Here is a 25,233-nt window from a genome sequence, read left to right on the forward strand (position 1 = left end):
GCTGTTGAAGCATGAGCTACATCGAATGGATGTGTTGAATGTATCGTTTAGTCGAGATTGACGAGTTTGTCTTTCGGGTATTTCACCGTGTATTGCAGCTGCATTTTCTTTTCCTCCTTCACCGGCACGTCCAGGCTCCAGGTAACCAACTGCGTAACGGGATTGAGGCTGGCGCCGGCGTACGATACCCTGCTTACTTCCACTTCGCCCTGCGCGGCCATGGGCACCTGGTCTTCCACGAGTATGCGGATGGGCTGCTGTTTATTATTGCGCACGCTGATCTCCCAGTTGCGGACGGACGTTTGGTTGCCGCCGAGGAATTGGTTTTTGGAATATTGTTTTTGCAGCTTGCGGTTGATCACGATATTTTTGTCGCGGCCAAGCGATACGTACAGGGTATCGGCGGCGCTTTGCAGGTTGAGCAGCGATTTGCCGAGATAGGTGCCTTCGAAGTAAATGCTGGCTTCGCCTTCGAGCAGGTTCAGCTCTTCCCAGCCGGTAACGCCCGCGATGAGATAAGCGGCGGCGTCGAGCTTGGGCGCGGCATGGTATTCGTAACTGGTGGGCATGGTATTCTGGCTCACGGCTACGGCGTACGGTTTGCCGTCGGATAAAATGGTGTAAGGCAAAACGATGTCGAAATTGACGCTGGTGGTGTGGAAACTGGCGGATACGTCCAGCGGGATGTCTTCCCGCTGCAGGGCGGTGCTGGTGCCGCGTATCATTATACCCGATGTTTTTCCTTCCAACGAAGCGCCGATCACTGCTCTTTTCTGTTGTTTGTCATAACCTACCACCACTACTTCGTTTAAAGCCTTCGTGTCCTCGAACATCACCACGGGGATGCGTGCGGCGCTTACCGGCACAGACTGTTTCATGTAGCCGATGTACGACACGTCCAGCGTTTTGGTACCGGGCGGCACTTGCAGCGCGAATTCTCCTTTTTCGTTGGTAGACGTGCCGATCGTACGGTCGGGCACGCGGATGGTGGCGCCGGTGATCGGTCTGCCGGCAGGGTCGGTCACGGTGCCGCTTACCTGGCCGATATCATCGGTTTTGGCGGCGCTGCGGGCGCGCAGCAGTTCCTGCATATTGGAGAAAGTGCGCAGGTACCACGCATTCAGTTCGGGTTTCTGGCCGTTTTCGGAAGGGTTGCCGCTGGAAAGGCTGAGCTTCACGTTTTTCCAGTCTTCGCCGCATTGCTGGAACACGTTGGCTTTGTAAGCAAGCTCCATCGGGCGGCTGATGTTTTCCACGCGCAGTTCGTAAGAAGGGTACCAGCCCGCGTTTTTAACGAGATAACGCAACGTGAGCTTGCCGGTGATGTTTTCTTTGGAAGAAACGGTAACGAGCAAGTCGTTGACGGAACTGTCCTTTTGCTGCATCAGCGCGTTGCGCTGCAGGTCGTTGAGCCTGACCTGGTCGTTGATCTGGCGGATGTTGCCCTGTATGGCCAGCAGCTGGTCCAGCACTTCGGTGAGGCGGTTGCGCTGGAAATCGAGCGCTTCCTTCAGGTCCGCGGTTTTGAGGCCGGTAGCGGTTCCGCGGAGGTCCTGGTTTTTTTTCAGCATTTCTTCTTCCTGTTTGAATACGGATTCGCGGTTCCTTTCACGCTGGAGTTTTTCTTCGAGAATTTCCGCCTGGGCCTGCAGCCGGACCAGCTCTTCCCGCGGTTTCTGCTGGTTGGACATATAATTTTTCTCGCGCGATACGGAGAGAATAGTGAAAGCGCCTTTCCCCTGCACCTGTATGCTTTTTTCTTCCAGTTCCGGCGAAATGCCGGGGAAAACGAGCGTGGTGGTGCCGGACGGGATGGTGGTGCTCGCTGTGCGGGTGATCTGCGCGCCTTGCAGGAATACTGTCACGTTTTCGATGGAAGACGGTACATTGAGTTTTTTCGTTTGGGCGTACGCGTTATTATGTAACGATAGGAGGACAAAAAAGTAAAAAGCTTTTTTCATACCGTGCATTTATGGTCAGGATGTAATTTTTTTCCTGATTCCATAAATGCCGGTAAAATTTTTTTCGAAAGGTCAGGAAAAGGCCGTTCTGCTTTCTTCCGTGGTTTTGCGTGCGGGGCGTGCGGCTTCTTTTTCCGCGATCCGGTCTTCAGTTTCCATCTGCAGGATGGCTTTCTTTTCCTTCCGGTGCATGGTGAAGGTGAATTCGTGCTGGTCCTGCAGGTCGTCGTACGGCCCGCGGGGCGAAATGAGCTTAACGAATACGGGAGCGGTTTCTATGGCGATGAACAGCAGCATGATGAACCAGTTGGCCCAGCGGATGGGCTGGCTGGCGGCGGTGATCCGCCCCAAAGCTTCCAGCCGCGACGCCATGCCGTTGAGCCGGCCGCGTTGCAGCCCTTTGATATCGGCGGCAATAGTACTGTCTACCTGCGCCAGTTCCGCGCTGAGCGCCCGTTGCCGGCCGCCGAGCGCTGCCAGTGCAACGGAAGCGCTGTCTGCGTCCGCTTTTTTGGCTTTATAGATCGGGCCGAGATTTTTTACGCGCGAGCCGCCGGTACCATCGGCTTCCTGCTGGGCGAGCAGCTGCAGCGTGTCCCGCCGGGCGGCCTGTACGGCCATTTCCTGCCGCAGCGCGGCGATGCGGGCTTTCAGTTCGTTGCTTCGGCTGGTGTAACGTTCGGATACTTTGGTTTCCTGTTCGCGGAACTTCTGCTGTTCCATGATGATCAGTTCGGCCTGAATTTCGGTATCGAAAATTTTCAGTTCCAGCGGTTTGGAGATCACGATGGCGATGAGCACGGCCAGGATGATGCGCGGCGTGGCCATCCAAAGCTCCTGCCCGAAACGCTCCCGTTTTTTCATGCTGGACACGATGTAGCGGTCGAGGTTAAAGATCATCAGTCCCCAAACAACGGCAAACAGCAGTGCTATCCAGGGTTGGCCGAAAACGGTCCAAAGCGCGTAGCCGGCCGAAATAGCGGCGAAAAGGCCGGTGAAAAAAACGGTGGCGCCGATGCCTGCGTATTTATTGAGCTCTGAAGGCGCGCGGCGAAGCATGGGCAGATGTGCCCCGGAACAGATCAGGAAAAACTGGCGGATGCGTAACATGAATTTTCTGTGTTAGTGGTGTACCATTAACCCGATGCATGTTGATGTATAAAAGGATGGAGCTCAAAGATAGGCAAAAAAATGGCCGGCGTTGCGGCCGGCCATTCATATATAAGCACAATTTTCTGCAAAATTAAGCGTTCACTGCCTTATTCACGAGGTCTGCCGCTTCGCTCAGGAGGATGGCGCTCTGTACTTTCAGGCCGCTGTGCTCGATGAGCTCTTTTGCTTCCGCGGCGTTGGTGCCCTGGAGGCGTACGATGATGGGAACGTTGATGGTGCCGATGGATTTGTAGGCGTCGATCACACCCTGGGCTACCCTGTCGCAGCGAACGATACCGCCGAAGATATTGATCAGGATCGCTTTTACTTTAGGATCTTTCAGGATGATGCGGAAACCTGCTTCCACAGTCTGTGCGTTGGCGGTGCCGCCTACGTCCAGGAAGTTGGCGGGCTCGCCGCCGGAGAGTTTGATCATGTCCATGGTGGCCATGGCCAGGCCGGCGCCGTTTACCATGCAGCCTACGTTGCCGTCGAGTTTCACGAAGTTCAGGTTGTATTGGCCTGCTTCCACTTCGGTGGGGTCTTCTTCGGTGATGTCGCGCAGGGCAACGAGGTCCGGGTGGCGGAGCAGGGCGTTGTCGTCCAGGCTCAGCTTGCAGTCTACCGCGATCACTTTATCGTCCGCGGCTTTAAACAGCGGGTTGATCTCGATCATGGCTGCGTCGAGGCCAACGTACGCATTGTACAGGTTGGTCACGAATTTCACCATGTTTTTGAAGGCCTCGCCGGTTACGCCGAGGTTAAAAGCGATCTTGCGCGCCTGGAAGCCCTGGAGGGGCATGCCGGGGTGTACGCGTTCGCGGTATATTTTTTCAGGCGTGTCGTGCGCCACATCTTCGATGCTCATGCCGCCTTCGGTGGAATATACGATCATATTCTGGCCGCTCGCCCTGTCCAGCAGGATGGAGAGGTAGAACTCCTGGCGTTTGCTGGGGCCGTCATAATATACGTCCTGCGCAACCAGTACTTTATTTACCACTTTACCGGCCTCGCCCGTCTGAACGGTTACGAGGGTGCCGCCAAGGATATTGCCGGCGATGGTTTTGATATCTTCTGAGTTTTTGCCTACCGCTACGCCATGTTGCTGCGTACCCCTGATCAGGCCTTTACCGCGGCCACCGGCGTGGATCTGAGCCTTTACAACCGCGAAGTTGTTGCCGAATTGCACTTTCAGTTGCTTATACGCTTCCGCAGCGGCTTCGGGGGTATCAACGGGGATACCTTCCTGTACCGGTACGTTATATTTTTTCAGCAGTTCTTTAGCCTGGTACTCGTGTAAATTCATCGGTATTTAAATTTGGCCGCTAATTTAGGCAATTTATGTTTTAGAATAGGGATTTCTTTGGGGGGAGATGATGATATGTTATATAGAATTAACTTTGCCGGGCACAAAACATGGCTATGCTGGTACAGATCAACGAAGCGGCGGCTTATATCAAAGGTTTCGCGAAGGAAACGCCCGTTGCGGGCATCATCCTTGGCAGCGGGCTGGGGAACCTGGCCGGGGAGATCTCCGGTGGCACGGAGATCCCTTATTCGGATATCCCGCATTTCCCTCCCGCCACGGTGGAAGGGCATTCCGGGAAGCTCATCCTGGGCCGGCTGGGCGGAAAGCCCGTGGTGGCCATGGCGGGCCGTTTCCATTATTACGAAGGCCTCAGCATGCAGCAGGTCACCTTTCCCATACGGGTCATGAAAGCCCTGGGCATCCACACCCTGCTTATTTCCAACGCGGCGGGAGGCATGAACAAAACCTTCCGGGTAGGCGACCTCATGATCATCACCGATCATATCAACCTGCAGCCGGAGCACCCGCTGCGCGGCCGTAACGACGACCGCCTGGGCCCCCGTTTTCCCGATATGAGCGAGCCCTACGCCAAAACGCTCGTTGCCGCGGCGAAGGAAATTGCTTCCGCCAAAGACATATCTTTACATACCGGCGTTTATGTAGGCGTACAGGGCCCCACTTTCGAAACCCGGGCGGAATACAAATTCATGCACGCCATCGGCGGCGACGCCGTGGGCATGAGCACCGTGCCGGAAGTGATCGTGGCCGTTCACAGCGGCCTGAAAGTGTTTGCCCTGAGCGTGATCACAGACCTGGGCATACGCGACGAAGACAATGTGATCACCCACGAAGAGGTACTGGCCGCGGCCAAAGGAGCGGAACCACATTTAACATATATTTTCAGCGAACTGGTCCGACAATTGTAGCAAATTGCGGGCTCACACGAATCATCAGGATGAGGCATTTCACTATCGTTTTTTTACTGCTGGTTTGCTCCGGCTCCGCCCTCCGGGCGCAATTTAACACCAATCGCCTGCCAACGGGCGGGGGAGGGGGCAACGCTTCCATGCAGCGCGATACCACCAAACACGATCATGAGCCGGATACGCTCACGCTCCGCTTCCGTTATCTCGACGAGCCGACGGACTTTATGATCGATTCCACCATCTCCGATTTCCAGCTTAATTACCTGCGTGTGCCCGCCACGTATATGACCCTCGGCAACAACGGCAACGCCGCCCGAAACCTGCTGCTCAGCCCCCGCATGACGCCCGGGTTCGACGCGGGTTTCCATGCCTTCGACGTATACGGCTACAATCACGATAACGCCCGTTTTTATAATACAAACCGCCCCTATTCCGAACTTGGTTACCTCATCGGCGCCAAACAGGAACAAATGATCAACCTCATGCACACGCAGAACAGGGGCGAAAAATTCAATTTCTCCTTCGCTTACCGGAAGGTCAATTCCCCCGGATTTTACCGCAACCAGGCCACCAACCACGACAATTACAACGTGACGGCCAATTACAACAGCCAGAACAAACGGTATCATATTTTCGGGAGCTATTACCTGAACAAGCTCAACGGCGGCGAGAACGGGGGCATCCAGAACCCGGCAGACCTCTACGATCCCGAACTGACCCAGCTGCGGCTCATCCCCACCAATCTCGGCGGCGGCGGCGCGCAAAACACCAGCTCGCTTTTTAATACTTCCATCGCCACCAAAAACGATTACCAGGAAGCCAGCATTCTTCTCCGTCAGCAGTACGACTGGGGCAAGGGAGACACTATTCACGTAAACGACACCACCGATATTTATAAATTCGACCCGCTGTTCAGGGTGGAACATACTTTCAGCTACACGCAAAACACCTACGACTACGTCGATTCAGCGCCGGATTCCACCTGGTATGCCGACCATTACGGCTTTGGCATACCCGAAGGCGGTACGGATACCGTGTATACCCGCCACCAGTGGCGCACCATCAGCAACGATGTGTCCGTCATGCAATTCCCCGTGCGCGGCAATACGGCCCACTTCATCAAGCTGGGCGGCGGGCTGGACAATATCGCCGGGCGTTTCCAGGCGGATACGATCTCGTTCATGAACTTCAGGATACACGGCGAGTACCGCAACAAAACCCGCAACCAGCGCTGGGACCTCCAGGCCAAAGGCGAGTTTTACGTGCTGGGCGAAAACGCGGGCGATTATTTCGTAATGGGCCGCCTCAGCCGCTACCTCAACGAAACCCTCGGCAATGTAAGCCTGATGGCGATGAACGTGAACAAGGAACCTTCCTATGTTTACCGTTATTTCGGCTCCAACCAGCACGTTCCCTGGCAAAATCTCAACCTCGACAAGGAAAACGTCACGCAGATCCAGTTCAGGGCGGATAATAAGAAGCTGAAATACAACGTCACGGCCAATTATTATCTCTTCAACAAATACACCTATTTCAGAAGTTTTACCCAGAGCGAGCAATTCGCCGGCCTCTTCAACCTGCTGCAGCTGGTGGCCTACAAACGCCTCGACCTCGGGAACTTTACTTTTGACGGGGACGCGGCTTTCCAGCAGATCGCCGGCGACGCGCCCGTGAATGTACCGGCCTTTTGGGCCAGGCTGCGCATGGCGTACACCGCCCGCCTGTTCAAAAACCTGAACCTGTACACCGGGCTGGAAGGGAAATATAACACACCGTATTATGCGGACGATTATTCGCCCGTGATCGGCCAGTTTGTGTACCAGAACCAGCAGCAGTTCGACAACATGCCTGAAGTAGCCGCTTTCGTGCATTTCAGGATCAAATCGTTTACGGCGTACGTGCGCGCGGAAAACCTCAATTCTTTCCTCTGGGATTATAATTTTTACGCGCCGCTGTACCCCAGCAACGATTTCGGGGTAAGGGTGGGGCTGCGCTGGTGGTTCGTGAACTAACGGCTGTTCTATTTCAGCCGAATACCTTAAATTTGTACCGTGAAGAAAATGCTCACCATATGTTTTGCGATACTTTACACGCTGATTACCAGCGGGTTTAGTGTCAATGCGCATTATTGTATGGGCGAGCTTGCTTCCGTGGACCTGCATGATACGTCCAAAGAGCCCTGCCCGAAATGCGGCATGCCTTTAAAAGGCGATTGTTGTAAAGACGAGGCGAAGTTCTTCAAAATGGACGATTCGCACCATGCGGCCAAAATTTTCGCAGGCCTTTCCGAAAGCTGGACGGCCGTGCCAGTGGCGATACAGCCTCAATGGCTGCAGCCCGTTTTTAACGCCCCGGCGCTCAAAGCCTGGGCCCCCGTTCACGCGCCGCCACTGATACCGGCGCTCCCGCTTTACAAGCAGCATTGCATTTTCCTGATCTGATACCGTTCCTTTTACCCGGGAACCAGTAATTCCGTGCGCAAGTCCGCACGATCTTCCATTACATAAACATCAGATCATGAAAACGATTCTCATTGCAATAGCCCTTATCGGCGCACAATTCACCGCATCCGCCCAATACAAAAAAGCCGCTTTGCAGGCTGCCGGCCTCACCTGCGCCATGTGCTCCAACGCCACGCAGAAGGCGCTGAAAACGCTTCCTTTCGTCGAAAGCATCGATACCGACCTGAATACCACCACCTTCATCCTCATCTTCAAGCCGAACGCCAAAGTAGACCTCGACCAGATCCGCAAAAAAGTGGAAGGCGCCGGTTTTTCTGTGGCCACTTTGAAAGTGACCGCCAATTTCGACCAGGTGAAAGTGGAAAATGACACGCATATCCCGTTTGCCGGGCAAACGCTGCATTTCATGAACGTGAAACCGCAAGTGCTGACGGGCGAAAGGGAAGTAACCGTGATAGACAAGGATTTTGTGTCCGCAAAGACCTATAAAAAATTCAGCGCCCAGACTAAAATGTCCTGCTACGCGACCGGTACCATGGCGGATTGCTGCCAGCCCGGCGCCAAACCGGCCGGTAAAAGAGTGTATCACGTAACCATTTAAGCCCCGGACCATGCTGAAGCAACTATTTTTATTCGTCGCCCTGGCGGGAACGGCCGCCGCCGCCCGCGCGCAGGAGCTGTACGTGTACACCGAGCCGGCGAGCAACATGGCCACCAATTCTCTTGGCGTGCGGCTTACCAATAAGTTTTTCCCGATGGACCATGTGGATTACACCGGTTACCGCGTGCAGCCCGAAGTGATGTTCGGCGCTTCCAAAAGGCTGATGCTGCACGCCAGCGGTTATTTTTCGAACATGATGCAGAAACAGTTCGAGTTCGAAGGCGCAAGCGTGTACGCCAAATACCGTTTTATTTCGGTAGACGATGTGCAGTCGCATTTCAGGGTAGCGGCGTTCGTGAAAGGATCGCTGATCAACAACCCGTACATGCCGCCCCTGCGCGATCACGACCATACGGCCAAACCTTACAGCAACGAAGATCTCGACCTCGACGGGAGCAGTTCCGGCGTGAGCGGCGGCATCGTGGCCACACAGCTGCTGCACAAGCTCGCGCTTTCCGGCACTGTGGCGTACGACAGATACATGCGCAACACAAAAGATGAAATGCCGCTCTTCTTTTCGAAGAACGCGCTGAACTACAGCGTGTCTGCCGGTTACCTGCTTTTGCCGCGCAAATACAAAAACTACAAACAAACGAATGTGAACCTGTACGTGGAGTTCCTCGGCAAAAGCAACCTCGACCAATACCGCAGGAGTTATTACATAGACATGGCGCCGGCCCTGCAGTTCATCATCAACAGCAACTCGCGCGTAGACCTCGGTTATCGCTGGCAGTTGTACGGCGATATGGACCGCGTGATGGACCGGAGTTTTCTCGTGCGGTACGAGTTCAATTTTTACAACATCAGAAAGCAGCAGTAATATGAGCAAGGCAGAATTACATATCAAAAACATGGTGTGCCCGCGTTGTATCAAAATGGTGCGGTATGTGCTGGAACATCATGGGCAGGAAGTGCTGGACGTGAGCCTGGGGAAGGCTTTGCTGGCGAAATTTCCCGATGCGGAACAACTCGCGGCCATTGCCGAAGCACTGAAGGAAGAGGGGTTCACTTTGCTGGACGACCGCCGTCACCAGACCGTTGAAGCCATCAAAAATTTCGTGGTGGAAACGGTGCATTACGGAGAGCTGGACGAGCTGAACGAAAACTTCTCCACGCTGCTTGCGCAAAAACTGCAAAAGGATTATCACCAGCTCAGCAAGGTGTTTTCCGAAACAGAGAATACCACTATCGAGCAGTACATCATTCAGCAGAAAATAGAACGGGTGAAAGAACTGCTGGTATACGGTGAGCTGACGCTCAGCGAAATCGCCTACAAGCTGGGATACAGCAGCGTGGCGCATCTTTCGGGACAGTTCAAAAAAGTGACGGGGCTTACGCCCAGCCATTTCAAACAGCTGAAGGAAGATAAACGCAAACCGCTCGATCATATCTGATCAAGCCGTTAAAAATAGAAGGCCGTACGCATTGTACGGCCTTTTTTGTTGGCTGTCAGCTGCCTTGTATGGAATGAATGTAGGCGATCGTTTCCGCCACCTGTTTGCCGCTGAGCGCGCCTTTCCAGGCCCGCATGCCTTTTTCGGGAACGCCGTTCCAGATGGTGTGAAAAATTTCTTTGGTGGTGCCGCCATGCAGCCAGGTGGCATCGGTTAGGTCCGGGCCTACGGCGCCTTTGCCCTGCGGGCCGTGGCACATGGCGCATTTGCTCACAAACGTAAGCCTGCCCGCTTTTACTGACGCTTCATCGCTTAGCACGGGCACATTGTTCTCGTCGATCGTTTCTTTTACAGCCGCTACGGGAGCGGCCTGTGCGGTGGTGGAATGTGTGAACTGGAATGCCCATAGATAACCTGCAAGCCCCATCACGATAAAAGAAAGCGCCCAGGCTTTGTTGTTCACGCGAAGACCGGTGAGCGTGCGTAAAACATGCAGCAGCACGAGAATGACGATGATCTCCGTTACGATCACGGACATCATGACGAACAGGGCGCTGTCTGGCATACCGGGGATAAAGGGCGTCGCCAGCAGCATGTTTTTCAGGTACCGGTCGCGGTAAACGTCTGTAGCGCTGAAGATCGTATAGGCCAGCATGATGATGACGATCAGGAGGCCGAATGCGATGCCGAGCAGCAGCATCGCCACGGGGTGGGAGAGCTCGAGGTAGTCGTTTGTGTTCATAGTGCGGGAATTTGTTCCATGAATCTACTTTTTCAACTATAAGATCCTTATGAGCGGTCTCACCGGCGGGCATGACTTTCCTCAGTCCCTTTCCTGAATCATATAACGAATCGCCGTAATTGTGTAACAATCAGCCCGCTTTGCGGCCCTACCTTTGTAGCATTAAAACCCGGTACCATGGTGAAGATCATCAAAAGCATATTCCGGTTCGCCCGGTCATTATTTGTAAAGAAGAATTGCTGTAAATAAACGGGTACGCATGAGATCTGCACGGAGTGCAGATCTCATGCGGCCGATAAAAAAGACAAATAAGAACACAATGAGTTCTGCACGGAGTGCAGATCCCATGTGACCGATGAAAAAGACAAATAAGAACACATGAAACATTTAACAGGACTATTACTGCTGATCGGAACAGCCTTCAGTGCGCAGGCGCAACACGAGCATCATACCATGCCGGCCAAGAAAGACACGGTGCCGGCCGTGCAAAAAAAAGACACCTCGGCGCACGCCGGTCACGATATGCACCAGGGGCACGATATGCACGAAGGGCACGACATGAGCAACATGACCAGCGCTTATTCCCTCCACCTGCCCATGAACAGGAACGGCTCGGGCACCAGCTGGCTGCCGGACAACAGCCCGATGTACATGTACATGGCGGAGAAAGGGAAAACCTCTTTTATGTTCCACGGCAACGTATTCCTCCGTTATACTTCCACCGACTTCACCGCCAAAGGCTCCCGCGGTGCCGCCAGGTTCGATGCGCCCAACTGGTTCATGGGCATGATGAACCACCGCGTCGGGAAAAAAGGATTGCTGAACGCTACCTTGATGCTGAGTTTGGACAAACTGGTAATGGGCGGGGCGGGCTACCCGCTGCTGTTCCAGAGCGGGGAAACCTGGAAAGGCCAGGCGCTGGTAGACCGTCAGCATCCGCATGATCTTTTTGCCGCGGTGAGCGTGGGTTACACCCACGCCATCAATAAAGACATGGACGTGTACGCATACCTCGGTTATCCCGGCGAGCCCACTATCAGCGCCCCCGCATTCATGCACCGCGTATCGGCGATGAACAATCCGGATGCGCCGCTGGGCCACCACTGGCAGGACGCCACGCACATCACCTTCGGCGTGGGCACCCTCGGGTTCAGGTACAAACAGGTAAAAGCGGAATTTTCCAGCTTCACGGGCCGCGAACCGGACGAGAACCGCTACGATTTCGATAAACCGCTGTTCGACAGCTACGCATACCGCCTCAGCTACAATCCTTCCAAACAATGGGCGTTGCAGTTCTCCCAGGCTTTCGTGCACAGTCCTGAAACACTGGAGCCTGAAGAAAATATCACGCGCACCACCGCATCGGCCATTCATACGGCGCTGCTGCGCAAGCCCGGCAGCTTCGTGGCTTCCACGGCAGTATGGGGCCTCAACAATAAAAGTGACGGGCATAAGGAACATTCCTTCCTTGCTGAAAGTAACCTGCAGTTACAGAAAAACGCCATTTACGGCCGTTACGAGTTCGTCGAAAAAAGCACGCACGAGCTGCAGCTGGAAGACGAACTGGGCGACGCGAAATTCGGCGTACATGCGTTTACGTTAGGATATGCCAGAACGCTTGCTACCGTTTGGAAAACAAACCTGGCAGCAGGCGCCCAGGGAACGGTGAACGTGCAGGACAAAGCGCTCTACGGCATCTACGGGAAAAATCCGCTCAGCGCGCAGGTGTACCTGCGCATCAGCCCGGCCCTCCACCGTTGATAACATGCATCTTCACAAAGGAACAGGCCGCCCGGCATTCGGGCGGCCTGTTCTATCCGGCGATTTTAATCCCACCAGAGATACAACCAGTTGCCTGTTTTCATTTCTTCGGCAAGGGCTTCCACGGTGCCTGTTCCCTGGTCTACCACGTCCGGGCAAAACGCGTACACTTCCTTTGCAAATGCATGGAAATCAGCCGGCGCTTCGATGAATTTCGCCGACACCCAGTCACGGTCCGCGCCCGTTATTTCAAACGGGTACCGCTCGTTCCACTCCCGCAGCTTTTTGATCACGCTGTCTGTTTCTATATCGTAGTTGATGCCGTCTGTCGCCTGGCATTTCAGTATATCGAACTGATCGGTCGATTTTAATACCCCGATTTTATTCTTAACATCCCCGAAATTTTCTTCAGAAGTAAAAACAAGATAGCCGCGTTTTTTGAGATCGTCTCTTACACCGGAAAGCAGTTTCATTGTTTTATCGTCCGCTGCAAATTCGAGCGCATCAGGTTTCAGGGTGGTTACCTCATGGCGACTATTAATAATATCGATGACCTCAATGGTCGTTACCAGCCTCTCAAACTTTGCGGAAGTCACTTTACGAAGATCGTCAACAACAGCATGATCGAAATGAATGGAATCCGCCAGGAGATAATCGGAAGGCGCCTGCTGTTGCGGGCCTGAAGAAATACACCCGGCCAGCAGCAACGGGAAAATAAACAGTGTTTTTTTCATTGTTACATGGTATATGGATATTGCAAAAGTAAAGATCGCCGGGATTGATCCGGTTGTAGTAAATATACTACCCGGCAAAGGATATTTTATAGTATTATAATTACTCTTCATGCATATCCAATTCCCCTTCATTATTATCTTTGTGAATAACACGTTAATTGCAGCACGGAGTTTGCTTTTTATTCTACATTAGCTTCACATAAAACAGGGAATGAATTATCTCAAGACAGGCTGGGTATTATTGTTAATCATGACGGCGGCGGCCTGCGGCCGGAAAAAGGGGCAACCCCGGCAGCAGGAGATCGTGCAGAATATCCGTCAGCTGGACGAAGTGGTGCCCGAACAGGTCCGTGAACGGCTGGAATATGTGGCCGGCAACGAGGGCGTTATGGAAGACAGTGTGCCCGCTTTCAGGCTTGCCGCTTTGCAATATGCCTATTCTGAAGGGAAGGGTGCGGCTTTGTGGTCTAAGAACGGGCAGGCGGCGCAGGTGACCGACAGCATGATGCAATGGATCAACGCAGCGGGCAATTACGGGCTGAACCCGGCGCATTACCACGCCCGGGCGCTCAATGACGTGCAAAATCATTTCCGGGCCGGAAAAGACGCGCAAAAAGACGCGGCGCTTTGGGCCAAAATGGACGTGCTGCTCACCGACGCATTTTTCAAAATGTCGTATCACCTGCATTACGGCGTAGCCCCGCGCGACAGTGTAACCCTCCGCAAAGATTCCCTGCTTTCCGATACCGTACTCGCCAACTTATTGCAGACCGCGCTGCAAAACGGCAATATCTCCGCTGTGCTTCAACAGCAGGAACCTTTTCATCCCGGCTATGTCGCGCTGAAAGAAGGCGTGCAGCAATTCAGCCTTCAGTTCGGCGGAATGCATTGGGATACGCTGCCGCAGCAGTATTACGATACCCTCTTATTCAAACAGCAGTTGGCCGCACGCCTCATCCAGACCGGGCAGCTCGATTCCACCGGTTTTACGGTCACCGATTCGGTGAAATTGAAAAACGCTGTGAGGAAATTTCAAAAGGAATTTAATATTTACCCGGACGGCGTGGCCGGCAAACGCACCATCCAGCTGCTCAACAAACAACCGCAGGACTGGCTGCTGCAGGCCGCGCTGAACCTGGACCGCTGGCGCAAGCTGCCGGACACTTTGCCCGGCCGTTACCTGCTCGTCAATATCCCCGCTTTCCGCCTCAACGTAATGGAAGATACGGCCAGCGTGGTGGAAAGCCGCGTGATCGTGGGCACGCCGCGCACGCGCACGCCCATTCTCAATTCGGTAATGACCAACTTCGTGCTTTACCCGTACTGGCGCGTGCCCTACAGCATCGTGTTCAAAGAAATGCTGCCGCAGATCAAAAAAAACGTAGGATACCTCGCGGAAAAGAACCTGGAAGTGGTAGACCGTCATGGCAACGTAGTAAGCCCCGATTCCGTGAACTGGAGCAAACTCGGGCGCAATCATTTTCCATATGTGCTGCGGCAGATGGACGGGCTGGACAATTCGCTCGGCATCCTCAAATTCAACTTCGCCAATAAATTCAGCGTATATCTTCACGATACGAACAACCGCAGTCTTTTCAGCAACAGCAACCGTGCGCTGAGCCACGGCTGCGTGCGCGTGCAGGCCTGGGACAGCCTGGCCATGTACATGATCCGCAACGATCCCCGCCCCGAAATGCGCGACAGCGTGAGAGCCTGGCTGGATAACGAAGAACAGCGCGTTTATTCCATGACCAACCGGCTGCCCATTTATATCCGTTATTTTACCGCGGAAATGCGCGAGGGGCGCTTGCAATTTTATGAAGACGTGTATGGCGAAGACAAAACGCTGGAGAAATATTTCAAATAAAACATACGATCCCTAAAAATTATAAAAGCGATTTTTCGATCCACTGCATTTCTTCACGCCGGATATGCCGGGTGTTGCCGGGGTTGAAATTGTACTTTTTCAGGCGATGGTATTTTAAGACGACATAACATAAAAAGGGCCGGCATTACTGACCGGCCCTTTTTATTGCTGGAAACACGCTAGTGCAGCAGTTCCGCGAGTTTTTTGTCGAGCTCTTCGCCGCGCAGGTTTTTCGCAACGATCTTGCCTTGCGGGTCGATCAGGAAATTCTGCGGGATGGAGCGCACTGCGTATTGTTTGGCCACCGCGTTATTCCAGTATTCCAGGTCTGAAACATGCGTCCAGGTGAGGTTGTCGTCTGCGATCGCTTTCAGCCATTTGTCTTTGGCGCCTGATTGGTCGAGTGAAACGCCGAGGATGGTGAAGTTTTTGTCTTTGTAAGCGTTATACGCTTTCACCACGTTCGGGTTTTCCTGGCGGCAGGGACCGCACCAGCTCGCCCAGAAGTCGATCAGCACGTATTTGCCGCGGAACGAAGCCAGTGAAACTGGTTTTCCCTCTGTGTCGTTCTGCGTGAAATCGGGTGCTACCGCGCCGAGGGAGACTGCCTTTATTTTGTTCAGGTACTCTTCGTAGGTTTTGCCCGATTCGCTTTCGCGTACTTCCTTGCTGAGTCTGGCGAACTGGGGATATATTTCAGCATAATCGGGCGTGCCGCCTGCCATCTGTTTCACCACGTCCAGCGCTACCACGCTGCTGGTGTGGGTTTCCAGGAATTTTTTCTGTATTTCTTCGCGGTCTGCGTCAATTTTCCGGGCTTCCGCCATTACACCTTCCCTGAAAGCTTCGTCTTTCTGCTGTTCGGGCGTAGCGCCATAGTATTTCACCATCAGCGCGCCGTTGCGTTCGTTGACGGATTTCAACAGGGTGTTCAGCTCGGTGTTGTCCGCATTGTTTGCGCCGCCTTTAACGGTGGCGTTGTGCATGCTGTCCTGGCTCTGCACCAGGATGTCGCCTTTTTCCAAATAAATGCTCACGCTGGATTTCTGCGCGATCTCGCGGGGCGTGCCGGGGCCGTAGCTGAACGCCAGCAAAGCGGAGGAGGGGCTGGGCACGGTGCCGCTGAAAGTGAATGCGCCGTTTTCCACCGCGGCGGAATCCAGGGCTCTTTTTCCTTCTTTCACATACTGCAGGTACGCCTTCGCAGGCGCATTGTAGGCGCCCACTTTGCCTTTAATGGTGTAAGATTCCTGGGCGTGTACCAGGGCCGGCAGCAACAATGCCGGCAATAAAAAATACTTTTTCATGATTGGCTTGGTTTGAGGATAAATGTAGCAAGAACTTACGATAATCTCGTAAAAACATGTTTGAGCGGCCGGGAATACGGATGTGCAGCGGTTTTGGGGGAATAAAAAAAGCGGCCTCTGTGGGAGGCCGCCGTTATGCTGAAAAAAGCATTGTTTTATTTGCCGAGTTTCGCTTTCAGCGCTGTGTCCAGCTCGGAGAGGAACTCTTCGGTGTAGAGGTAATGTTTGCCATGCTCTACTTTGTTGCCATGGATACAAACGGCCAGGTCTTTGGTCATTTTACCGCTTTCAACGGTTTCTACGCACACTTGTTCCAGTGCGTGGCAGAAGTTGATCAGTTCCTGGTTGCCATCCAGCTTGCCACGGAATTCCAGGCCGCGCGTCCATGCGAAGATGGAGGCGATGGGGTTGGTGGAAGTGGGTTTACCGGCTTGGTGGTCGCGGTAGTGACGGGTAACGGTGCCGTGGGCGGCTTCCGCTTCCATCGTTTTACCGTCGGGCGTAACCAGGGTGGAGGTCATGAGGCCGAGAGAGCCGAAACCCTGCGCAACGGTGTCTGACTGTACGTCGCCGTCGTAGTTTTTACAGGCCCATACGAAATTGCCGTTCCATTTCAGCGCGGAGGCCACCATGTCGTCGATCAGGCGGTGCTCGTAAGTGAGGCCCGCTTTGTCGAACTCGGCTTTGAATTCGTTCTGGAAGATCTCTTCGAAAATATCTTTGAAACGGCCATCGTATTTTTTCAGGATGGTGTTTTTGGTGCTGAGATACAGCGGCCATTTTTTCATCAGCGCCTGGTTGAAGCAGGAGCGTGCGAAGCCGCGGATAGATTCGTCGGTATTGTACATCGCCAGCGCAACGCCGTCGCCTTTGAAATTGTATACTTCATGCTCGATCACTTCGCCGTTCTCGCCTTCGAATTTGATAGTGAGCTTGCCTTTGCCTTTGGTCACGAAGTCAGTGGCGCGGTACTGGTCGCCGAACGCGTGACGGCCGATGCAGATGGGAGCGGTCCAGTTGGGAACGAGGCGGGGCACGTTTTTGGTAACGATGGGCTCGCGGAACACGGTGCCATCGAGGATATTACGGATGGTGCCGTTGGGCGACTTCCACATTTGTTTCAGCTTGAACTCTTTCACGCGCTCTTCGTCGGGCGTAATGGTCGCGCATTTGATACCCACGCTGTATTGTTTGATCGCGTTGGCGGCGTCTACGGTCACCTGGTCGTTGGTGGCGTCGCGGTGCTCCATTCCGAGGTCGAAATATTTAATATCCAGTTCCAGATAAGGAGTGATCAGTTTGTCTTTAATGAACTTCCAGATGATCCGCGTCATTTCGTCGCCATCCAGTTCAACCACAGGGTTTGCAACTTTGATTTTTTGTGACATCAGTTTTTAATTTTTATTACAGCCAATTTCAAAATACGTAACCGGTTGATTAGATTACGTTTTTTTATCAAATGATTTGATTACAGTTTCGAAAGATAACACATACCCGCCGAATTTTGCAATCCGTTGCATTAAATTCCTGCTGTTTACAGCTGCTTGATGATCTCGTCTGCAAACTCGCTGCATTTCACGAGGGTGGCATCGTCCATCAGCTTGTAGAAATCGATCGTTACGCGTTTGCGCATAATGGCCGTGCTGAGGCCGTGCACGATAATATCCGCCGCTTCTTTCCAGCCCATGTATTCCAGCATCATTACGCCGGAAAGGATCACGGAAGAGGGGTTCATTGTGTCGGTATTCGCAAAGCGGGGCGCGGTGCCGTGCGTGGCTTCGAATACGGCGTGGCCGGTAGTGTAGTTGATGTTCCCGCCCGGCGCAATGCCGATGCCGCCCACCGCCGCCGCCAGCGCGTCGGAGATATAGTCGCCGTTGAGGTTCAGCGTGGCGATCACGGAATATTCCTGCGGCGCCAGGAGGATCTGCTGCAGGAAGTTGTCGGCGATCACGTCGTTAATGATGATCTTATTGTGCGCCTGCGCTACTTTCAGCTCGCGGTTGGCTTCTTCCTCGGATTTCTCTTTTTTGGTCTTTTCCCATTGCTCCCAGGTATACACGTAGTCGCCAAATTCGCGCACCGCCAACTCGTAGCCCCAGTTTTTGAAGCCCCCTTCGGTGAATTTCATGATGTTGCCCTTGTGTACGATGGAAACGGTCGGCCGTTTGTGCTCGATGGCGTATTTGATGGCCGCGCGCACCAGCCTTTCGGTGCCTTCTTTGGACACGGGCTTGATGCCGAGGGACGAGGTGTCGGGGAAACGGATCTGTTTCACGCCCAGTTCTTCCGTGAGGAATTTGAGCAGTTTTTCAGCGCCTTCCGTGCCGTACATGTATTCGATGCCGGCGTAAATGTCTTCGGTATTCTCGCGGAAGATCACCATGTCTACCTTCTCGGGATGTTTCACCGGCGAAGGTACTTTGTTGAACCAGCGCACGGGGCGCACGCAGGCGTACAGGTCAAGCTCCTGGCGCATGGCTACGTTCAGCGAGCGGATGCCGCCGCCCACCGGGGTGGTCAGGGGGCCTTTGATAGACACGAGGTATTCCTTCAGCGCGTCGAGGGTGGTTTTAGGCAGCCATTCGCCTGTTTCCTGGTAAGCCTTTTCGCCAGCCAGTACTTCTTTCCACTCGATTTTCCGTTCGCCGCCATAGGCTTTTTCCACCGCCGCGTCGAATACTCTCACGCTGGCGCGCCAGATATCGGGACCAATACCGTCGCCGATTATGAACGGAATAATAGGATGGGCAGGGACCTTGATCTGCCCGTTGATCATCTGAATTTTTTCTGCCGGCATATATTGCTGTGTTATTATTTCATAAATGCTTCGCAAAGGTATGACATTTGACCGTGGCCTGTACCCCGGAATTGTGATAATTACCTTAAATTCGGAGGAGAATTGTTGCACCCGAAAATCAAGGAGCTATGGCTGAACATATTGTTTCAATATTAGATATAACCCCCGTTACTCACAACGTAAAGCGTTTTACCCTTCAAAAACCCGCCGGTTACACGTTTATACCCGGCCAGGCCACCGATGTGGCCGTGAACCTTCCCGGCTGGGAAAAAGAGCTCCGGCCCTTCACTTTTACCGCCCTGAACGAGTGGGACACCCTGGAGTTCACCATCAAGATCTACGACGACCATCCCGGCATGACCCATCAGCTGGGTCAGCTCAAGACCGGCAACAGCCTTATCCTGCACGATCCCTGGGGCGCCATCCAGTACAAGGGCGAAGGCGTTTTTATCGCCGGGGGCGCGGGCGTTACCCCTTTTATCGCCATTTTCCGCCAGCTGCATAAAGAAGGGAAAACGGGCGGCAATAAACTGATATTTTCCAACAAGACCCGTGAGGACATTATCCTGGAAAACGAATTCAGGGCCATGCTCGGCAAAAATTTCATCAACACCCTTACAGACGAGGCTTTCCCGGGCTACGACCATCATTATGTAGACGAAGTGTACCTGCGCGACAAGGTGAAAAACTTCCGCCAGCACTTTTATATCTGCGGGCCAGATGCCATGGTGGCCGATCTGCAGCCGCTGATCCGCAAATTGGGCGGCGAATCCATCATCGTGGAGCTGTAAACATTTTCACCGGCGATTTCCCCCCTTTTACCGGTAATTGACCCCTCCCTGCCTAAGCGGTATTGTGATGCAAACCGGCCGGAAGTAGATTTGTATCATAAAAAAAATCAAAAACACTACAATTTATGAGCAGGCTTAATCGTCAACAAAATAACAGCGCAGGCGGCGGCGGTCTTTGGGCCGGTGTGATCGTGCTCTGTATAGGTCTTTTTATATTCCTGAGAAAGGCGGGCCTCGAAATACCCGACTGGCTCTTTTCCTGGCCGATGATCCTCGTGGCCGTCGGTTTCCTGATGGGCGTGAAGAATAAGTTCCAGGGCATTGCCTGGTTCATCGTTACGTTCGTTGGCTGCGTTTTCCTGGTAGGGGAAATTTTGCCGGTAGACTGGAACCTCCGCCGCTTTATTTTCCCGAGCGCCCTCATCGTGGTGGGCGTGTATATGATCGGGAAAGCAGCCAGCCGCAGGCAGCGGTATGAAGAAGTGATGGCGGAAGGTATGGTGCGCAACAGCGACGACTATATCCAAAGCACCACCATCTTCAGCGGCACGAACAAGATGATCCTGTCCAAAAACTTCCAGGGAGGCGCCATCACCACCGTATTCGGCGGTACCGAGCTGAATTTCACCCAGGCAGACATCCAGGGCGAAGCGGTGCTCGACATCACAACGCTGTTCGGCAGTGTGGAGATCGTAGTGCCCAGCAACTGGGACGTGAAGATGGACGTGTCCACCGTGTTCGGCGGTATTGAAGATAAACGCGCCATCCCCCCCGCAATGCCCTCCAACAAAGTGCTGGTGCTGAAAGGTTCCTGCACGTTCGGGGGAGTAGATCTGAAAAGTTATTAGTCTCTTTTTCCGCCATTCGTTTTTGTTCATTGATATTGTTAACTCCCATCCATCCTTATTCATACCAGTAAACCGTTAAAACATGTATTGGTTCGTAGCGAAGATCGTGTACCAGATTATCTGCGGAAAGGGCGAGCACCTCCCGCAGTTCGACGAGCAATTGCGCCTGATCAGTGCGGTCAATAAAAAAGAAGCCTGGAAAAAAGCCGTGGAGATCGGCGAGCAGGAGCAATACGCTTTCCGCAACCAGAAACAGGAATTGGTGGAATGGCGTTTTATCAACGTGCCGGAGCTGAGCGCGCTGGACGAGCTGAAAGACGGCATGGAGCTGTATTCCCGCGTGGAAGAGCCCGAAAATGCCAACAGCTACGTGGCCCTGCTGCAGATGAAAGCGGCGCAGCTGCAATCGCAGAAGTTCTTTGAGCTGAATGTATAACCTGTAAAAACTGCATCCGTTTGGCTACACATTTGCTGAAAGAAACGCAATTCCGCTGGACGTTCATCACCGGTGTATGCGTATTTGTCCAGATGCACGCCATCATCCTGCATCTCTGGCTCGATATACCGATGCCGCTCGCCTGGGCAGACAGTGGGTTTCACAACAGCCTGCTGGCCGTATTCGCCGCCTGCATCACGCAAATGCTCGCCTATTACCGGCCCGTGAAAGGCAAGTATGTGTTCGTCGCCCTGCTCACCGCCACCGTCAGCGTGATCTGGCTGGTGAGCGTATACTGGTCGCTACGCAGCATTTTCGGTTCCATAACGGATTATATGGATTGGCTGAACGACACGCTGCCAGTGCGTTTCGCGCTCGGCTGGCTCATCATCACCGGCACCGGTTTCATCAGCTTTTTCCTGTACGAAATGGACGAGCACCGCGCCGCCCTGGCCAGAAAGGAAGCCGCGGAAAAAATGGCGAAGGAAGCAGAACTGTACAAGCTCCGCCAGCAACTGCAGCCGCACTTCCTGTTCAACAGCCTTAATTCTATCAACGCGCTTGTTACGCTCAGGCCCGAAGAAGCCCGGCAGATGATCCAGAAGCTCAGCGATTTTTTACGCGGCACGCTGAAAAAGGAAGACCAGCTGTGGATATCGTTAAGGGAAGAATTACAATACCTTCAGTTATACCTCGATATCGAAAAGGTGCGTTTCCGTCACCGGCTCAGCACCGACATACAGCAAAGCGAAGACGCTTCGCCGCTGCAGATACCGCCCATGCTTCTCCAGCCCGTAGTGGAGAACGCGATCAAGTTCGGGCTGTACGATACTACGGAAGCGATCACGATCGTGATCAAAGCATGGCAGGAACAGGGCGTACTGATGGTGTCCGTCTCCAACCCGTTCGACCCTTCGCTGCAACAGCAGTCCTGGCAGGGCACGGGTTTCGGGCTCAGCTCCATCAGCCGGAGGCTGTACCTGCTTTTTGCCCGGCAAGACCTCCTGGAAACGCGCGTGGACGGGCATATTTTTACCACCCTGATCAAAGTACCGCAATTGCATGATAAAGACAATACTGATAGATGACGAACCGCTGGCCCGCGAACTGGTGAAAGAATACCTGCAGGCTTATCCGCAGATAGAAGTGGCAGCCGAGTGCAACGACGGGTTTGAAGGGCTGAAGGCGATCCAGCAGCATCAGCCCGACCTGATCTTTCTCGACATCCAGATGCCGAAGATCAATGGTTTTGAAATGCTGGAGCTGGTCGATAAAATTCCCTGCGTGATATTCACCACTGCTTTTGAAGAATACGCGCTGCGCGCTTTCGAAGTGAACGCGGTGGATTACCTGCTGAAACCGTTCTCCAAAGACCGCTTCGACAAGGCATTGCAAAAGATGCTGGAACGCAAGACGGAGATCACGGCCGATTTCCTGGAGAACGCCGCCCGCGAAGTGCCCATGCAGCACAACCGCGTGGTGGTGAAGATCAACGGCAAGATCAAGATCATTCCCGTACAGGACATTCATTACCTCGAAGCGGCGGACGATTATGTGAAGATCGTGACCGGCGAAGGCAGCTTCCTGAAAAACAAAACGATGGCATTTTTTGAAAAGATGCTCGACCCGCAGCAGTTCATCCGCGTACACCGCTCTTACATCCTCAACCTGAGCCAGATCACGCGGATAGACCCTTACGAAAAAGAAACTTACCTGGCTATATTGCGCGACGGCAGCAAGGTGCTGGTCAGCAAAACCGGTTACCCGAAACTGAAGGAGGTATTGGGTTTATAAAGCGCGGAAGAGATTTTCCAGCTTTGTTTTCTTCAATATCTTCTGCCCCTGTTCCCCCGAAGCGATCAGCCGCTCCCCGCAGCGGGCTTCGAACGAACAGATGATCTCATTGCCCCGGAGGGACTTTACCGTGGCGGTAAACAATACCACCGCCCCCTCCGGGGCAGGGCTTACATGCTGAACGCTCAGCATCGTGCCGATGCCTTCTTCGTCTTCCTCTTTCATTTCCAGCACAAACAAACGGCAGCACCATTCCGCATCGCGGGCCAGCGCAAAGGTGGCGTATACGGGATGAACGGGCCCGCTGTCGAACAGGGCGCAGTCGGCTTTCGTTACCTGCCGCTCGAACGTTTTAACGTCTCCGGGTTTGAATGTTTGCAGCATATGTTTGATTGACGGTCTTTTTTATTGCACCACCAGCACGGGAATGTGCACGTAATGCCGCACATAGTTCACCGTTTCGCCGTAGATCCAGTCTTTGATGCCGGTATGGCCGTGCCCGCCGAGCACGAGCAGGTCCGCCTCTTCCGCCTTCACGATGCGCACGATCTCTTTCGCGCGGTGACGGTAGCCCAGCACGCCTTTCGCGCGGATGTTGCGGCCCGCCAGCAGGGTAAGATAAGTATCCAGCTGTTCCTGGTCTTTACGCGTTTCGAAATCATCCGCTTCCTTGCCGAAATACCGCGCGGAAGCGCTTTCCACGATGTGAATAAGCACGTATTCCGTATCGGGCCTGCCTTGCGCGAGCGCGTTGGCAATGATCTTTTCATCGTTCTTCGAAAAGTCAAGCGCCATGGCGATACGTTTGTACGCCGGCGCTTCCAGGTTGCCGAGCGTTACCTTCGTGGGGTGCATGCGCGCGGAACGTTCCATGCGGTAGCGGCTCAGCCAGGGATAGATCACCGTGATCAAAAGCAATAAAAGAAACCCGAAACTGATCAGCACGATCAGCGCGTTCGCCCACAAGGCGCCGCTGCCGCTCATAAAATCGCTCGCCTGCGACCAAACCATTTTTACGTTCAGGTACACCAGCACGGAAGAGATCAGCCAGGCCAGCACTTTCACCAGCGGTTTGATGGCGAAGGCCCCCATGGTGTGTTTGTCGCTCACGAAATGGATCAGCGGTATCACCGCAAACCCAAGCTGCAGGCTCAGCAGCACCTGGCTGAACACCAGCAGCTGCCCGATCTTTTCTTCGCCCGAAACCCATATCACGATCAGCGCGGGAATAATGGCTACCAGCCGCGTAAGCAGCCTGCGCAGCCAGGGATTGATGCGCAGCCGCAAATATCCTTCCATCACGATCTGCCCCGCCAGCGTGCCCGTTACGGTAGAGCTCTGCCCCGCCGCGATCAGCGCCACTGCAAAAAGTATCGGCGCCAAACGTGTGCCCAGCAATGGTTCCAGCATGCGGTGCGCTTCGTGGAGGTCGGCTATTTCGGTATGACCGGCTTTATAAAAAACGGTGGCCGCCAGAATAAGAATGGCCGCGTTCACAAAAAAAGCAAGGTTCAGCGCGATGGTGGTATCGAGAAAATTGATCTTTAACGCATGACGGATGCCTTCGTCCGTTTTTTTGATCTTGCGCGTTTGCACCAGTGCCGAATGCAGGTAGAGATTATGCGGCATCACGGTGGCGCCGATAATGCCGATGGCGATGTACAGCGCCGTATCGTCCGGCAGGGAAGGCACGAAGCCGGTCACCACTTCGCCCATGGGAGGTTTGGCCAGCAGCAGTTCCACCAGGAACGAAGTGCCGACGATAGCCACCAGCGCGATAATAAACGCTTCCATTTTCCGGATTCCGTAACGTTGCAACAGCAGCAGCAGGAAGGTGTCCAGCACGGTGAGGCCCACGCCCCACATCAGCGGCAGCCCCGTAAGCAATTGTATGCCGATGGCCATGCCCAGCACTTCCGCAAGGTCCGTAGCCGCAATGGCGATCTCCGCAAGAATGTACAATATAAAGTTAACGGGAGCGGGATAGGTTTCGCGGTTGGCCTGCGCAAGGTCGCGCCCGCGCACAATGCCCAGCCTGGCGCTGAGGCTTTGCAGCAGCAACGCCATCATGTTGCTCATCAGCAGCACCCACAGCAGCGTGTAGCCGTATTTGCTCCCGCCTGCGAGGTCGGTGGCCCAGTTGCCCGGGTCCATATACCCCACGCTTACAAGGTACGCGGGGCCGAAAAAGGCCAGCGCCTTCCGCCAGCCGGATTTATGAGGAACGGTGGTATCTACGCTTTGATTTACTTCGCTGAGTGATGCTGCGTGGTCCTGGAGTTTCATTT

23 protein-coding genes are annotated in these 25,233 nt (G+C 53.8%); 13 read left to right on the forward strand and 10 right to left on the reverse strand.

All coding sequences use genetic code 11. From position 1 onward, the window contains the following. Window positions 1-47: 47 nt before the first annotated feature. The 3 genes from J7I43_RS22735 to sucC all read right to left on the reverse strand — a co-directional run bounded on the left by J7I43_RS22735 (window position 48) and on the right by sucC (window position 4,419). The gene (locus J7I43_RS22735; RefSeq protein WP_209148210.1) at window positions 48-1,961 is read right to left on the reverse strand and encodes a DUF4139 domain-containing protein; all 1,914 of its coding nucleotides are present in this window, start codon (window positions 1,959-1,961) and stop codon (window positions 48-50) included. A 72-nt stretch (window positions 1,962-2,033) separates the two neighbouring features. Beyond that, entirely contained in the window at window positions 2,034-3,071 is a 1,038-nt protein-coding gene (locus J7I43_RS22740; RefSeq protein ID WP_209148211.1) for a DUF4407 domain-containing protein, read from the reverse strand. A 133-nt stretch (window positions 3,072-3,204) separates the two neighbouring features. Then, window positions 3,205-4,419 (reverse strand): ADP-forming succinate--CoA ligase subunit beta, encoded by a 1,215-nt coding sequence (gene sucC / locus J7I43_RS22745; protein WP_209148212.1) that lies wholly within the window; start codon window positions 4,417-4,419, stop codon window positions 3,205-3,207. 110 nt (window positions 4,420-4,529) lie between these two features. Between sucC and J7I43_RS22750 the strand changes: the two genes are divergently transcribed. The 6 genes from J7I43_RS22750 (at window position 4,530) to J7I43_RS22775 (ending at window position 9,865) form a co-directional block, all read left to right on the forward strand. Next, window positions 4,530-5,348, forward strand: coding sequence for a purine-nucleoside phosphorylase (locus tag J7I43_RS22750; RefSeq protein ID WP_209148214.1), 819 nt, complete (start codon window positions 4,530-4,532; stop codon window positions 5,346-5,348). Window positions 5,349-5,377: 29 nt separating this feature from the next. Further along, entirely contained in the window at window positions 5,378-7,360 is a 1,983-nt protein-coding gene (locus J7I43_RS22755) for a putative porin (RefSeq protein WP_209148216.1), read from the forward strand. Window positions 7,361-7,408: 48 nt separating this feature from the next. Beyond that, window positions 7,409-7,789, forward strand: coding sequence for an HYC_CC_PP family protein (locus tag J7I43_RS22760; protein WP_449508513.1), 381 nt, complete (start codon window positions 7,409-7,411; stop codon window positions 7,787-7,789). A 76-nt stretch (window positions 7,790-7,865) separates the two neighbouring features. Continuing rightward, window positions 7,866-8,411 carry a heavy-metal-associated domain-containing protein gene (locus J7I43_RS22765; RefSeq protein ID WP_209148220.1) on the forward strand — a complete coding sequence of 182 codons (546 nt, stop codon included), beginning with the start codon at window positions 7,866-7,868 and terminating at the stop codon, window positions 8,409-8,411. A 10-nt stretch (window positions 8,412-8,421) separates the two neighbouring features. Beyond that, window positions 8,422-9,291 (forward strand): hypothetical protein, encoded by an 870-nt coding sequence (locus tag J7I43_RS22770; protein WP_209148222.1) that lies wholly within the window; start codon window positions 8,422-8,424, stop codon window positions 9,289-9,291. A gap of 1 nt (window position 9,292) precedes the next feature. Continuing rightward, entirely contained in the window at window positions 9,293-9,865 is a 573-nt protein-coding gene (locus tag J7I43_RS22775; RefSeq protein WP_209148224.1) for a helix-turn-helix domain-containing protein, read from the forward strand. A 55-nt stretch (window positions 9,866-9,920) separates the two neighbouring features. Here the strand turns inward: J7I43_RS22775 and J7I43_RS22780 are convergent, their stop codons facing one another. Continuing rightward, window positions 9,921-10,607, reverse strand: coding sequence for a c-type cytochrome (locus tag J7I43_RS22780; protein ID WP_209148226.1), 687 nt, complete (start codon window positions 10,605-10,607; stop codon window positions 9,921-9,923). A gap of 378 nt (window positions 10,608-10,985) precedes the next feature. Between J7I43_RS22780 and J7I43_RS22785 the strand changes: the two genes are divergently transcribed. Continuing rightward, window positions 10,986-12,368 (forward strand): hypothetical protein, encoded by a 1,383-nt coding sequence (locus tag J7I43_RS22785; protein ID WP_209148228.1) that lies wholly within the window; start codon window positions 10,986-10,988, stop codon window positions 12,366-12,368. A gap of 65 nt (window positions 12,369-12,433) precedes the next feature. Here J7I43_RS22785 and J7I43_RS22790 read toward each other — a convergent pair whose 3' ends face one another. After that, the gene (locus J7I43_RS22790; protein WP_209148230.1) at window positions 12,434-13,102 is read right to left on the reverse strand and encodes a DUF4253 domain-containing protein; all 669 of its coding nucleotides are present in this window, start codon (window positions 13,100-13,102) and stop codon (window positions 12,434-12,436) included. A gap of 211 nt (window positions 13,103-13,313) precedes the next feature. On the opposite strand from J7I43_RS22790, the gene J7I43_RS22795 reads away from it, so the two are divergent. Next, entirely contained in the window at window positions 13,314-14,969 is a 1,656-nt protein-coding gene (locus tag J7I43_RS22795; RefSeq protein ID WP_209148232.1) for a L,D-transpeptidase family protein, read from the forward strand. Between the two features lie 179 nt (window positions 14,970-15,148). Here the strand turns inward: J7I43_RS22795 and J7I43_RS22800 are convergent, their stop codons facing one another. From J7I43_RS22800 to icd, 3 genes are all read right to left on the reverse strand, one after another. Continuing rightward, window positions 15,149-16,276, reverse strand: coding sequence for a TlpA disulfide reductase family protein (locus J7I43_RS22800; protein ID WP_209148234.1), 1,128 nt, complete (start codon window positions 16,274-16,276; stop codon window positions 15,149-15,151). A gap of 155 nt (window positions 16,277-16,431) precedes the next feature. Then, the gene (locus tag J7I43_RS22805) at window positions 16,432-17,664 is read right to left on the reverse strand and encodes an NADP-dependent isocitrate dehydrogenase (protein WP_209148241.1); all 1,233 of its coding nucleotides are present in this window, start codon (window positions 17,662-17,664) and stop codon (window positions 16,432-16,434) included. Window positions 17,665-17,810: 146 nt separating this feature from the next. Further along, on the reverse strand, window positions 17,811-19,076 hold the full coding sequence (icd, locus tag J7I43_RS22810; RefSeq protein WP_209148243.1) for an NADP-dependent isocitrate dehydrogenase: 1,266 nt from the start codon (window positions 19,074-19,076) through the stop codon (window positions 17,811-17,813). Window positions 19,077-19,204: 128 nt separating this feature from the next. On the opposite strand from icd, the gene J7I43_RS22815 reads away from it, so the two are divergent. The 5 genes from J7I43_RS22815 (at window position 19,205) to J7I43_RS22835 (ending at window position 22,945) form a co-directional block, all read left to right on the forward strand. Continuing rightward, window positions 19,205-19,867: an FAD-binding oxidoreductase gene (locus J7I43_RS22815; RefSeq protein ID WP_209148245.1), complete on the forward strand. Its 663-nt coding sequence runs from the start codon at window positions 19,205-19,207 to the stop codon at window positions 19,865-19,867. A gap of 125 nt (window positions 19,868-19,992) precedes the next feature. Then, the gene (locus J7I43_RS22820; RefSeq protein WP_209148247.1) at window positions 19,993-20,715 is read left to right on the forward strand and encodes a LiaF transmembrane domain-containing protein; all 723 of its coding nucleotides are present in this window, start codon (window positions 19,993-19,995) and stop codon (window positions 20,713-20,715) included. Window positions 20,716-20,797: 82 nt separating this feature from the next. Beyond that, window positions 20,798-21,151, forward strand: a complete 354-nt coding sequence (locus tag J7I43_RS22825) for a DUF4288 domain-containing protein (protein ID WP_209148249.1) — start codon at window positions 20,798-20,800, stop codon at window positions 21,149-21,151. 20 nt (window positions 21,152-21,171) lie between these two features. Continuing rightward, the gene (locus J7I43_RS22830) at window positions 21,172-22,239 is read left to right on the forward strand and encodes a sensor histidine kinase (RefSeq protein ID WP_209148251.1); all 1,068 of its coding nucleotides are present in this window, start codon (window positions 21,172-21,174) and stop codon (window positions 22,237-22,239) included. Continuing rightward, window positions 22,214-22,945: a LytR/AlgR family response regulator transcription factor gene (locus J7I43_RS22835; protein ID WP_209148253.1), complete on the forward strand. Its 732-nt coding sequence runs from the start codon at window positions 22,214-22,216 to the stop codon at window positions 22,943-22,945. The genes J7I43_RS22830 and J7I43_RS22835 overlap by 26 nt, the downstream gene beginning before the upstream one ends. On the opposite strand, the gene J7I43_RS22840 is transcribed toward J7I43_RS22835, so the two are convergent. Together J7I43_RS22840 and J7I43_RS22845 are read right to left on the reverse strand one after the other, a co-directional pair. Next, window positions 22,940-23,329 carry a thioesterase family protein gene (locus tag J7I43_RS22840; RefSeq protein ID WP_209148255.1) on the reverse strand — a complete coding sequence of 130 codons (390 nt, stop codon included), beginning with the start codon at window positions 23,327-23,329 and terminating at the stop codon, window positions 22,940-22,942. The genes J7I43_RS22835 and J7I43_RS22840 overlap by 6 nt on opposite strands. Window positions 23,330-23,350: 21 nt before the next feature. Then, window positions 23,351-25,231, reverse strand: coding sequence for an Nramp family divalent metal transporter (locus J7I43_RS22845; RefSeq protein ID WP_209148257.1), 1,881 nt, complete (start codon window positions 25,229-25,231; stop codon window positions 23,351-23,353). Window positions 25,232-25,233 lie beyond the last annotated feature (2 nt).

It is taken from the genome of Chitinophaga chungangae (assembly GCF_017742215.1).
Lineage (GTDB): Bacteria > Bacteroidota > Bacteroidia > Chitinophagales > Chitinophagaceae > Chitinophaga > Chitinophaga chungangae.